This is a genomic window from Bradyrhizobium sp. USDA 336, from assembly GCF_044908355.1.
GTDB classification, from domain to species: Bacteria; Pseudomonadota; Alphaproteobacteria; order Rhizobiales; family Xanthobacteraceae; genus Bradyrhizobium; species Bradyrhizobium yuanmingense.
Genome location: NZ_JBIYDC010000002.1, coordinates 1359885 through 1371593, shown reverse-complemented (window position 1 = coordinate 1371593; position 11709 = coordinate 1359885). Strand labels below are relative to the sequence as shown.

The 11709-nt window shown below is 64.1% G+C and carries 9 protein-coding genes; 2 read left to right on the top strand and 7 right to left on the bottom strand.

Going from position 1 to position 11709, the window contains the following annotated elements; genetic code table 11:
* Positions 1 to 89 precede the first annotated feature (89 nt).
* A complete protein-coding gene (locus ABIA45_RS07375; RefSeq protein WP_271537996.1) occupies positions 90 to 812 on the bottom strand; it encodes an outer membrane protein in 723 nt (240 codons plus the stop codon).
* Between the two features lie 48 nt (positions 813 to 860).
* Positions 861 to 1169: a hypothetical protein gene (locus ABIA45_RS07370; protein WP_404651550.1), complete on the bottom strand. Its 309-nt coding sequence runs from the start codon at positions 1167 to 1169 to the stop codon at positions 861 to 863.
* A 267-nt stretch (positions 1170 to 1436) separates the two neighbouring features.
* On the opposite strand from ABIA45_RS07370, the gene ABIA45_RS07365 reads away from it, so the two are divergent.
* Positions 1437 to 2753, top strand: a complete 1317-nt coding sequence (locus ABIA45_RS07365) for a hypothetical protein (RefSeq protein ID WP_404651548.1) — start codon at positions 1437 to 1439, stop codon at positions 2751 to 2753.
* 50 nt (positions 2754 to 2803) lie between these two features.
* On the opposite strand, the gene ABIA45_RS07360 is transcribed toward ABIA45_RS07365, so the two are convergent.
* A complete protein-coding gene (locus tag ABIA45_RS07360) occupies positions 2804 to 5953 on the bottom strand; it encodes a GAF domain-containing protein (RefSeq protein ID WP_404651547.1) in 3150 nt (1049 codons plus the stop codon).
* 67 nt (positions 5954 to 6020) lie between these two features.
* Positions 6021 to 6878: a helix-turn-helix transcriptional regulator gene (locus ABIA45_RS07355; RefSeq protein WP_404651545.1), complete on the bottom strand. Its 858-nt coding sequence runs from the start codon at positions 6876 to 6878 to the stop codon at positions 6021 to 6023.
* 119 nt (positions 6879 to 6997) lie between these two features.
* On the opposite strand from ABIA45_RS07355, the gene ABIA45_RS07350 reads away from it, so the two are divergent.
* On the top strand, positions 6998 to 8077 hold the full coding sequence (locus ABIA45_RS07350; RefSeq protein ID WP_404655623.1) for a zinc-binding alcohol dehydrogenase family protein: 1080 nt from the start codon (positions 6998 to 7000) through the stop codon (positions 8075 to 8077).
* 177 nt (positions 8078 to 8254) lie between these two features.
* Here the strand turns inward: ABIA45_RS07350 and ABIA45_RS07345 are convergent, their stop codons facing one another.
* The 3 genes from ABIA45_RS07345 to proS all read right to left on the bottom strand — a co-directional run bounded on the left by ABIA45_RS07345 (position 8255) and on the right by proS (position 11657).
* The gene (locus ABIA45_RS07345; protein ID WP_157283582.1) at positions 8255 to 8959 is read right to left on the bottom strand and encodes an ABC transporter ATP-binding protein; all 705 of its coding nucleotides are present in this window, start codon (positions 8957 to 8959) and stop codon (positions 8255 to 8257) included.
* 7 nt (positions 8960 to 8966) lie between these two features.
* Complete coding sequence (locus ABIA45_RS07340; RefSeq protein ID WP_157283581.1) at positions 8967 to 10247, bottom strand: lipoprotein-releasing ABC transporter permease subunit; 1281 nt, start codon at positions 10245 to 10247, stop codon at positions 8967 to 8969.
* Positions 10248 to 10337: 90 nt separating this feature from the next.
* A complete protein-coding gene (proS, locus tag ABIA45_RS07335; RefSeq protein ID WP_404651544.1) occupies positions 10338 to 11657 on the bottom strand; it encodes a proline--tRNA ligase in 1320 nt (439 codons plus the stop codon).
* Between the last annotated feature and the right edge of the window lie 52 nt (positions 11658 to 11709).

The following is an 11709-nucleotide window of genomic DNA, read 5'->3' as shown; positions in this document are numbered from 1 at the left end:
GGAGATGGTTAACTCGCTGAAGACAAACAGCAAAAAAGCCCCGGCCGAGGCCGGGGCTTTCGTCAGCCGCTCACGTGGAGCGGTCAGTCTCAGTAACGGCCGATCATCGGGCCGCCGAACTTGTAGTTCAGGCGGACGAGACCCATGTCGATGTCCTGCCCGATGCGTTCGACAGCGCCACTGGCGAAGGTGACGTTGTGGTCGCCGAGGAAGATGTGGTTGTACTCGACGCCGACCGTCCAGTTCGGAGCAAAACCAAACTCGAGGCCCGCGCCAACCGTGGCACCCCAGCGGGTCTCGTCGGCCCGGTCGAGATTCGCACCCGTCACGACGCTGTAGACGTCGTACTTGTTGCTGACGACCGCCGCACCGCCCTTCGCGTAGAGCAGGACGTTGTTCCAGGCGTAGCCAACCTGACCCGTGATCAGACCGAACGCGTCGACCCGCGTACGATTCCGGAGTCCGGTGAGGCCGCTGATGTTGTCACCCGAGAAGTCGGCCCAGTTGCCCTGGCCCTCGAGACCGAACACGAACTGGCCGGACTGAAAGCGGTAACCGATCTGGCCACCGACGGTGCCGCCGGTCGAGTTGTGGGAGCCTTCCGGACCGAAGCCGACCAGATCCCACGACGTGTCAGCCGAACCGCCGCCGCCGTTGATACCGATGTAGAAGCCGCTCCAGTCGTACACCGCAGCGATCGCCGCCGGCGGTGCTTTGGTGTAGGGCCGTGCCGCGAGATCTGCCGCAAGTGCCGGCGCAGCCGCGCTGAGCGCGACGAGGCTGACAGCTGCAAGCAACAAATTCTTCTTCATTTGATTCCCGTTCCAGTTTCTTCAGTGGGCCCCCCGGCCGTGGTGTCGTCATAACAGCGATCGACGGAATTGCTGTAACCACGAGGCAACAGGTGCGATCGAAAGGACCTTGCTCACTAACAAATGTTTATCGGCACGCGCGCGGAAACCCTTTGAAACAAGGGTCTTCAGCACTTTCAATGTCGCCGAGGCGAGACAAACTGCATGCGCGCGCAACATCGTCGCGCGCACATTCGCGTGATGGGAGAATCGAGAGACACGCTCGAGTTCCGCATCCAAATTGTCGCCATGTTTTCGCTCACTTTCATCACATTCGTCACCACTCGCAAGCTCGCCCGCGCACGTTCGAACGATCACCCCTTCTGCTGCCTCGCTGAGAGCACCGCGCCTCGCTCATGCTCGCCCCCACCGGCATTCTCCCGACGAGCGGAGCTTCACGCGCGAACCTCTGATCCGACCGAACGTCCCCCCTCGCCGCCCGGGCCGCGCCGCCAGTACCAGAGCGTTCTCGGACGCAGCATTGCCGGCCGCTTGTCCGAGTAAATGCGCATGGCGAGCGCAAGTTGTGACCGCGCCAGTCATCGTATAGCGTCCGGTCAAACTTTCCTTTCGCGCAGTCGATCCATGCTCGCCCGCATCCTGCTCCTTGCCTCGCTCTTGCTTCCCGGCACTTTGCGTGCCGAAGCAGCGCCGGCCGAGAAAACCGGATTTGCCTCCAGACTGACGATCTATCTCGCCAAGGGACCACCCGATGCGTGTGGCCCCGGCTGCGATCGCTGGATCGCCATCGAGGGCGAGATCGATCGGGAGGCTGCGCTGCGCATTCGCCGCTTCCTCGCCGCCGTCAAGGACCTGCAGCGTCCGATCTATCTCCATTCGCCCGGCGGCAACGTCGAGCAGTCCTACGCGATCGCGCGGTTGCTGCGCAGCCGCAAGGCGATTGCCAGGGTCGGCCGGACGATCGCGACCGCCTGCGCCGCGGGCACGCAGGGAGACGCCGCTTGCCTGAAGTTCAAGAACGCGAGCGGCGAGGTCGAGGCCGAACTCGCCACGAACCGTGCCATGTGCAACTCGGCCTGCGCATACCTGTTTCTCGGGGCGGCATCGCGCGAGGTCGCCCCCGACGCCACAATGGCGGTCCATAATTCCAGGCTGGTGCTCGCCTTCGACGGACGGCCCGATCCGGCGGCGGTCGCAGAATACAGGCGTCGCCGGCTCCTGGCGGCCGATCGCGATCGCGCCGCGTTCATCGCGGCGATGGGAATTAGCCGCGAGCTCGACTCCCTCGTCCGAACGGTGAAGTTCGAAAGCCTGCACGTGCTGACGCGATCCGAGCTGTACGGTTTCGGCATTGACACGCGACCGCTCGCTGAGACGAACTGGTCGCTGGAGAAGGAGGCCCGGCCGTTCGTCCGCAAGATCGCCACGGCAAAGAAGGCGAACGGCTCCGCGTTCCGAACGATGGAGCTGCGGCTGTCTTGCGAAAGCAGCAAGGGCGCACCGCTGACATTTGCGGCCGAGGTCGACGAAGCGGCCGCCGGCAAGAGCACGATCCTGATCGCGGCGGATGCCGACAAGGAGAAGACGGCCGGAGGAGCTCCGCTGCGGACCGGCAAGTACGAGGTCTGGCGCAGCAACATCGATACCGACATGATCAAGGCGATACTGGCCTCCCGCTCCCTGCAGGTCCGCGAAAGCACGCCGATCGCGGACGACAAGACGGACATCATGACATTCGAGCTCGACCTGGCGGGCCTGCCGTCACAATGGGCTCGGCTCAAGGCATCCTGCGCATTGCCGACGCCGGGCCCGACAAGCTCCTGGCCGACGACGCCTGGGAAAGCGGCTCCCTGGCAGGCAGCTCATTGGCCCGAGAGCCCTTGGACGCCCGCCCCCCAACTGACCGTCAGCACAAACCCTCGGCCCGCTCCCTCGCCTTGAAATGACGTCGGACATCGCCCCGCGGGGCGATTCAAACGCGCAACATTCATTCACCCCTCGTCGAGCAGGGAGCGGACCTTGGCGGCCAGGTCTTCGATCGCAAAGGGCTTGGACAGCAAATGCTTGCCGGCATCGAGCACGCCATTGTGGACGATCGCGTTGCGCGTGTAGCCGGTGGTGAACAGCACTTTCAGATCCGGGTATCGTCTCGACAGTTCGGCCGCGAGTTCGGCACCGGTCATGTCGGGCATGACGACGTCCGTGAACAGCAGATCCGGAACGAAGCCGCCTTCGATTTTGCCGATCGCCTCCCGGGCGCTGGCGGCCTCGACGACGGTATAACCAAGCTCGCGCAGGCTTTCGGAGGAGATGCCGCGGACCCGCTCGTCGTCCTCGACGACAAGGATGGTCTCGCTCTGCAGACTTGCACCGGGATGTGGTACGCCGTGCGACGGAGTTGAGACAGGCTCCTCGCCCGCGAAGCGTGGAAGATAGATCTTCACGGTCGTACCGACATCCACCTCCGAATAGATTTTGACATGGCCGCCGGACTGCCGCACGAAGCCGTAGACCTGGCTGAGGCCAAGGCCAGTCCCCTTGCCGACGATCTTGGTCGTGAAGAACGGATCGAAGACCTTTCCCAGCACGTCCGCCGCAATGCCCGTGCCGTTGTCCGTCACCGCAACGAGAACGTACTGCCCGGGCTGCAGCGCGTATTCGCGGGCATATTTTGGGTCTATCGAGGCGTTGGCGGTTTCGATCGTCAGCCTGCCCCCCTTCGGCATGGCATCGCGTGCATTGACCGCAAGATTGACGAGAGCGCTTTCGAGCTGCGCGGGGTCTGCCTTGACGCGCCATAGGCCGGCCGCCAGCACCGTCTCGAGACGGACGAGCTCGCCGAGCGAGCGCTCGAGCAGCTCACTCATTTCACCGACCATCTTGTTGATGTCCACGACCTCGGGCGCAAGAGGCTGCTGTCGCGAGAACGCCAGCAACCTTTGCGTCAAGGTGGCGGCGCGGTTCGCACCATCCATGGCGCTCTCGAGGAAGCGGTCAATGTCGAGCTCGCCCTTGCCGAGCCGCCGTTTGGCGAGATTCAAGCTGCCGAGGATGACGGCCAGCATGTTGTTGAAGTCGTGGGCGATCCCTCCGGTCAATTGCCCGACGGCTTCCATCTTCTGCGATTGCCGCAATTGCTCCTCGGCCTTCATACGCTCGGCGATCTCGTCGGCGACACGTTGCTCCAGCTCGGCATTGAGCGCTTCGAGCCTGGTCAGCAGCCGGGCGTTGTCGATCGCGGTCGCGGCGTGGCCGGCAATGCCGAGCAATGCGGCCTCGTGCTCTTCGTGGAATCGACCGACCTCCGCATGACCGAAGAAAAGCCCACCGAGCACTTCGCCGCTGCGCGAGATCACGGGGACCGCCAGGTATGACCGGACCGGGAGATGGCCCTCGGGCATGCCTTTCCGCGGCGCATTCTTGCCATAGCGCGGGTCTTGCAGGATGTCGTCCGACCTCACCACGCCCGTGCCCTTGAAGGTCGGCTCGAACACGGCGGTGGCGCGCGGCATCGGGAAGTTTTCGAAAGCGGATCGCGGCACGCCGGACAGCGAATACAGCATGTAGCTGCCGCCGTCCGCCGACAGGACGTTATAAAAGAACGCTCCGAACTGGGCACTCGTCAGCTCGACGCCGGCATCGGTCACGATCTGGACGATCTTGTCGAGATCGCGTTCGCGGGCGACCGATGCTCCCGTATCGTTGAGGATTCGCAGATGACGTTCGGTCTTCTTTTGGACGGAGATATCGAGCACAGTCCCGATGAATCGCGTGGCCTGACCATTGGAAAAGATCGTGTGGCCCGTTGCGGCGATCCAGCGCTCGACGCCATCCTCGATGCCGACGGTCCGGTATTCGATGTTGTAGCTTCCCGGAGAATTGGGCTGTAGCGCGTTCGAAACGGCCTCATGAGCGCGCTGCCTGTCGTCGGGATGAATGCCTTTCAGGAATGAGCCCTCATAGCTGACCTCGGTATCCGGCGAGAGACCGAACACCTCCTTGCAGCGGGCGTCCCATCGAAGGATATCGTTGACCGGATCGTAGTCCCAGGTGCCGATCCCTGCGGCCTTGTTGGCGAGGACCAGCCGTTCGGCAGCTTCGCGCGCCGCCTGCTCCGATCGTACGCGCTCGATGTGGGCCCATGATCGCTCCGTCACTTCGGTGAGCAAGGCAAGTTCGCGCGGCGTCCACAGATGGGGGCCGCGGTGATGAATGGCCATCAAGGCGGTCAGGCGCCCCTCCTTCACCAAGGGCATGCAGATCGTCGAACCGATCCCGATGCGCTGGAAAGTGGCGGCTTCCTCGGGAGCGATTTCCTTCAGATTGTCGTTGATGATGAGGGGCCGCCCGGCGCCCAGCTCTCGCACCGCCTTCTCGCCGAAGTCGGCAAGGCTGTAGTGCCCCAATATGTGCATCGCACCGGGGGCCGCCCAATCCCCGCGGATGGTGAAGCCGTCCTGATCAGGATCCATGTCGGCATAGGCGCAGCTGGAGACGCCGAGATACTCACCGACCATTCTCGTCGTCACCGCCATGACGCCGTCCGCATCGCGCGTCTTGGCCGTTTGCTTGTTGAGAGCGTCTAGGAAGAGGAGCCGTGCTTCGTTCTCGCGCACCGCGCTCTCAGCGCGCCGACGTTCGACCGCGGTGCGGGTGCGTTCGGCAACCTCGCGGATGAGCTCCAGCTCGGCTGGGCTCCATTCGCGGAGCGTGGCATTGTTCAGGTACAACAGCGCCACAACCCCGTCGGGCTCGGAGATCGGCATGTTGACGAATGCGCGCGCCGAGATCGCCTCGAGAGCTCGGGCGCGGTCGCCGACGCGAGGGTCCTTTTCAGCATCGGCGCAGACGACCGTCTCACCCCGCTTCAAGTCTTCGATATAGCTGCCATAGTCGCGAAAGCGCAGCACACCGGCCAGGCTCGAGATCCCAGGCGCATTCCAGTCGCGCGCGATCGTGATGGTCTCTGCTGAGGTGTCGACGGTGCCGTAACCTGCCCGGCTGACATTGAGACTGCGGCCCAGCAGCTCCGCCGCCGCATAGGCGAGATCGTCGGGGCTGCCGATCTCTCGAATATGATCGCCGAGGGTAGCCAAGACGGCGTTGCGATCGGCCGAGGCCCCCTCGGTCGCTCTCGTCATCGGTCAACCCCGAACACGTCCCTCGCTCCACCTGCATAATGATGAAACGGTAACCGTAGGATGGCCCTTAGGTTCCCCGGCTAAGGGAGCACCTCGCGGTCCTGCAGAGCGGACGTGGCGTGATACGGCGGAAGCGCGCTCTGAAGCGGGCTAAGACCGGCGTATAGATCACGAGCTTCAGCGCGGGATCGTCGTTGGCCTGGAAGCTGGTGTGCTCGAACTGCAGCACGCCCTTGCTCGGATGGTTCATGGTCTTGCGGCCCGCGATGGTGCTGCGGATGTCGTGCGCCCCCCACCATTTGACGAACTCCGGACTGCCCTCGCGCAGCCGCATCAGCAGCTCCGTGAAGGCGGGATCGCCGGCCCAGACGTCGTGGGTGGCGCGAAACATCGCCACCATGCGCTTGGCAACGTCGGTCCAGCTCGCGCCGTAGAATTTTCGCGTCTGCTTGTTCGTCAACACCAGAAGCAGCGTGTTACGATCCTCCTCGGGGAACTGACCGAAGCCAAAGACCTCCTCGGCCGCCGCGTTCCAGGCCAGCACGTCCCAGCGACGCCCGGTGATGTAGGCTGGCTGCTCTAGGCTCTCGATCATCCGCCGGATGGGCGGCGGCACGATCTCGCGGGTGAACGCGTTTTTCGCACCGTCACGGGCCAACGCTTTCAGATGCGCATGCTCGGTCTTGCTGAGCCGCAGCGCACGGGCGAGCGCATCGATGGTGGCGACCGACGGGCTGACCGTTCGGCCCTGCTCGAGCCGGATGTACCAATCGACACCGATCCCGGCGAGTTGAGCCACCTCCTCGCGACGCAGCCCCGCGGTACGCCGCCTGGAGGTCAGGGGAAGTCCGACCGCTTTTGGCGTGAGCTTCTCGCGGCGGGACCGCAGAAAGTCGCCGAATTCGACGCGGCGGGGGTCGGCCATGACGTGCTCCCGTAGGGAGGGACAAGACAATACTAGGATAATACCAGGCCTTCCTGCCCGCCGACAGCCCTTGCATATTCCGTGCACCTCACAATGAGGTACGAACGAAGGTCAACATGATGAAGGCTGCCGTACTCAAATCTTTCGGATCCCCGCTGGTCATCGAGGACGTCCCCGAACCGGTGCTGGGCACCGGCGAGGTGATCGTCGATGTCGTCGCCACCCGCGTGCTGTCCTATTCCAAGGAAGTGTTCAGCGGTGAACGCAAGTACGCGTTGGACTTGCCCGTCATTCCCGGAGCCGGCGGGGTCGGCCGGGTACGCGCGGTCGGCCCGGACGCAACGAAACTGTCCGTGGGTGACTGGGTGCTCTGCGATCCCACGGTGCGCTCGCGCGACGACGCGGTCGCTCCCGACATTCACCTGCAGGGTGTGAGCGCGCGCGGCGAAGGCGGCATGCGGCTACAGAAACATTTCCACCACGGCTCCTTCGCCGAGCGGATGATGGTACCGACGGAGAACCTCACGCGGCTCGGCGAACTCAGCGAAGCAGAAGCCACGCAATGGAGCGTGCTCGGCACCATGCTCGTGCCCTATGGCGGCTTCCTTGCAGCAAAGCTGCAGGCCGGCGAGACCGTGCTCGTGAGCGGCGCGACCGGCAATTTCGGCAGTGCCGCCGTGGCCGTGGCGCTCGCGATGGGCGCGGCCTGTGTCGTGGCGCCGGGCCGAAACGAGAAGATGCTGGCCGAACTCGTGCGTCGCCATGGCACGCGCGTCAGGCCGGTGAAGCTGACGGGCAACGAGAATGACGACCGCGAACTGATGAAGCGCGCAGCGCCTGGCCCGATCGATTGCGCGTTCGATATCATGCCGCCCTCCGTCGCCACGACGGTGGTGCGCGCCGCGATCATGACGGTGCGGCCCAACGGCCGCATCGTGCTGATGGGCGGCGTCAACATGCAGGGCGGTCCAGGGCTGGAGCTGCCCTACAACTGGATCATGCGCGAATGCATCACAATCCATGGCGTCTGGATGTACCCACGCGATGCCGCGGCTCGCCTGGTCGCGCTGGTACGCGCGGGACTGCTCAAGCTGGAGGAGTATGAGACGACAGCCTTCGACCTCGATCACGCCAATGCCGCCGTGGAGCACGCCGCGGCAAATGGCGGGCCGTTCAAATCGACGGTAATCAGGCCCTGAGTCCCGAGGCGCGCGGCGCAGCGCCGTCGCCGATTTTTTCGGAAGTCCCACCAAGCACTTGGCTACTGTGCATGGGGTTGCTTTCGCAGTTGTTATTTTGACGTTGAACGCACGCCGCGTCGGGACTGCACCTCTCCCTCCGGAGAGGTGAACGCGCCTGCGACTGGCTTCGGTTAGCTAATCGAGCTCGACCACCTGACCGTGCGACAGGGAGACCCGCCGGTCCATGCGGCCGGCGAGCTCCATGTTGTGGGTCGCGATCAACATCGACACATGCGTCGCCTTGACCAGCTGCATCAGCGCCTGGAACACGTGCTCGGCGGTGCCGGGGTCGAGATTGCCGGTTGGCTCGTCCGCAAAGAGCACGCGCGGCGCGTTGGCCACCGCACGGGCGATGGCGACACGCTGCTGCTCGCCGCCGGACAGCTCAGCCGGACGATGGGTGATGCGGTCGCCGAGGCCGAGATAGCCGAGGATCTCCTTGGCACGCTTGACGGTCTCGGACTTCTTCAGGCCGCGGATCATCTGCGGCAGCATGACGTTCTCGAGCGCCGAGAACTCCGGCAGCAGCCGGTGCGACTGGTAGACGAAGCCGATATCGGTGCGGCGCAGCTGCGTGCGCTCGATGTCGGGCAGTTGCGAGGTCGGCGCGCCCGAGACATAGACCTCGCCGGAATCGGGGGCTTCCAGCAGCCCCGCGATGTGCAGCAGCGTCGACTTGCCCGAGCCCGACGGCGCCACCAGCGCGACGGACTGGCCGGCCCACAGCGCCAGCTTGGCGCCGTCGAGGATCGTCAGCGGCACCTCGCCCTGCAAGTACTGCCGCTTTATCTCGTGGAGATAAATGACCGGTACATCTTCTGCCCCCTGCTTCTGCTCCATCAGTCCCTCACTCGTACCGGAGCGCTTCGACGGGATCGAGGCGCGCGGCGCGCCACGACGGATAGAGCGTCGCCAGGAACGACAGCGTCAGCGCCATGATGACGACGGCCGTGGTCTCGCCGACGTCGATCTCGGCGGGCAGTTTCGACAGGAAGTAGAGCTCCGGCGAGAACAGCTCGGTCGAGGTCAGCCAGGACAGAAATTGCCGGATCGATTCGATGTTAACGCAGATCACGAGGCCGACGCAGAAGCCGACCAGCGTGCCGACGACGCCGATCGAAGCGCCCGTGATCAGGAAGATCCGCATGATCGAGCCCTGCGAGGCGCCCATGGTGCGCAGGATCGCAATGTCGCTGCCCTTGTCCTTCACCAGCATGATCAGGCCGGAGACGATGTTGAGCGCGGCGACCAGCACGATCATGGTCAGGATCAGGAACATCACGTTGCGCTCGACCTGGAGCGCGTTGAAGAAGGTCGAGTTGCGCTGCCGCCAATCGACCAGGAAGATCGGACGGCCCGCCGCCTCCGTCACCGCCTTGCGGAAGGCGTCGATCCTGTCGGGGTTGGTCGTGAACACCTCGATCGAGGTGACGTCGTTGCTGCGGTTGAAGTAGGCCTGCGCTTCGGCAAGCGGCATGAACACGAAGCCGAGATCGTATTCGGACATGCCGATCTCGAACACCGCGACGATCTTGTACGGTTTTATGCGCGGCGTCGTTCCCATGGGCGTCACTGCGCCCTTCGGCGCCACCAGAGTGATGCTGTCGCCGGCATGCAGCGAAAGCTGATCGGCGAGGCGCCGGCCGATCGCGACGCCCTGCCCTTCGTCAAACCCCTCGAGCGAGCCCTGCTTGATGTTCTTGGCGATCGAGGTGAGGTTGTTGAGATCGTCGGAGCGGATGCCGCGCACGAGGACGCCCGAGGCGTTCCATGGCGATGACGCCAGCGCCTGACCATCTACCACCGGCGCCGCGAGCCGGATGCCCTGGACCTGGCTGAGACGGTCGGCAACGTCCTTCCAGTCGGTCAGCGGCGATTCCAGTGGCTGGACCAGGATGTGGCCGTTGAGGCCCAGGATCTTGTCGAGCAGCTCCTTGCGGAAGCCGTTCATCACGGCCATGACGATGATCAGCGTCGCGACGCCGAGCATGATGCCGAGAAAGGAGAACCCGGCGATGACCGAGATGAATCCTTCCTTCCGGCGCGCCCGCAAATAGCGCGCCGACAGCATCCACTCGAAGGGCGCGAAAGGCGCGGTTTGCACGGTTTCGGTCATGGTCTCATCCATCGCTCGATAATCCCATGATTCGGGGTCAATTGTGGCCGGATTGGCGGCCGCGGTATCGCGCGATGAACAATATTCAGCCGACCGGCCTCATCAGCCCACAAGTCTTGCGACCGCGTCGGCAGGCGACATGGTCTCGCGCGCGCCGTCGCTGCGCCGCTTGATCTCGACCTTGCCGTCGGCAAGGCCCTTCGGCCCGATCATGATCTGCCAGGGGATTCCGATCAGGTCGGCGGCGGCGAATTTGGCACCGGCGCGTTGGTCGGTGTCGTCATAGAGCACGTCGACACCCCTGGCCGTAAGATCGGTATAAAGCTTCTCGCAGGCCGCATCGACCGCGGCGTCACCCTGCTTGAGGTTGAGGATCGAGACACGGAACGGCGCCACCGCCTCCGGCCATTTGATGCCGGCATCGTCATGGCAAGCCTCGATGATGGCACCGAGCAGGCGCGAGACACCGACGCCGTACGAGCCGCCATGGATCGGCACGTCGACACCATCAGGCCCCGCCACGAGCGCCTTCATCGGCTCGGAATATTTGGTGCCGAAATAGAAGATCTGGCCGACCTCGATGCCGCGGGTGTTCACCCGCTTGTCCACGGGCACCTCCTGCTCGAACCGCGCGGCATCGTGGACGTCTTCGGTCGCCGCATAGAGCGAGGTCCATTGCTTGATGATCGGCGTCAGATCGCTCTCATAATCCACGTCCTCGCCCGGCACCGGCAGGTCCAGCACGTCGCGATTGATGAACACGCCGGATTCGCCGGTCTCGGCGAGCACGATGAACTCATGGCTGAGGTCGCCGCCGATCGGGCCGGTCTCGGCGCGCATCGGGATCGCCTTCAGCCCCATCCGCGCGAAGGTGCGCAAGTACGCGACGAACATCTTGTTGTAGGCGACGCGCGCCGCGGCCTCGTTGAGATCGAAGGAATAGGCGTCCTTCATCAGGAACTCGCGGCCGCGCATCACGCCGAAGCGCGGACGCTGCTCGTCGCGGAATTTCCATTGGATATGATAGAGATTCAACGGCAGGTTCTTGTAGGACTTCACATAGGCGCGGAAGATCTCGGTGATCATTTCCTCGTTGGTCGGTCCGTACAGCAGCTCGCGCTTGTGGCGGTCGGCGATGCGCAGCATCTCCGGGCCGTAGGCGTCGTAGCGGCCGCTCTCGCGCCAGAGGTCGGCGAGCTGGAGCGTCGGCATCAAGACCTCGATCGCGCCGGAGCGATTCTGCTCCTCGCGCACGATCTGCTCGATCTTCTTCAGCACGCGAAAGCCGAGCGGTAGCCAGGCATAGATGCCCGCCGCCTCCTGCCGGATCATGCCGGCACGCAGCATCAGCCGATGCGAGACGATCTCCGCCTCTTTCGGATTTTCCTTCAGGATGGGCAGAAAGAACCGCGACAACCGCATGGTAATACTCTGGGAATCAGTGATCGCCTGCAGTGAAACCGGATTGGGAGCG

Excerpts from the sequence above, each read along its gene's own strand:
- ABIA45_RS07375 (WP_271537996.1), bottom strand. The coding sequence starts at position 812 with ATGAAGAAGAATTTGTTGCTTGCAGCTGTCAGCCTCGTCGCGCTCAGC.
- ABIA45_RS07365 (WP_404651548.1), top strand. The coding sequence starts at position 1,437 with ATGCTCGCCCGCATCCTGCTCCTTGCCTCGCTCTTGCTTCCCGGCACT.
- ABIA45_RS07360 (WP_404651547.1), bottom strand. The coding sequence starts at position 5,953 with ATGACGAGAGCGACCGAGGGGGCCTCGGCCGATCGCAACGCCGTCTTG.
- ABIA45_RS07355 (WP_404651545.1), bottom strand. The coding sequence starts at position 6,878 with ATGGCCGACCCCCGCCGCGTCGAATTCGGCGACTTTCTGCGGTCCCGC.
- ABIA45_RS07350 (WP_404655623.1), top strand. The coding sequence starts at position 6,998 with ATGAAGGCTGCCGTACTCAAATCTTTCGGATCCCCGCTGGTCATCGAG.
- ABIA45_RS07345 (WP_157283582.1), bottom strand. The coding sequence starts at position 8,959 with ATGGAGCAGAAGCAGGGGGCAGAAGATGTACCGGTCATTTATCTCCAC.
- ABIA45_RS07340 (WP_157283581.1), bottom strand. The coding sequence starts at position 10,247 with ATGGATGAGACCATGACCGAAACCGTGCAAACCGCGCCTTTCGCGCCC.
- proS (WP_404651544.1), bottom strand. The coding sequence starts at position 11,657 with ATGCGGTTGTCGCGGTTCTTTCTGCCCATCCTGAAGGAAAATCCGAAA.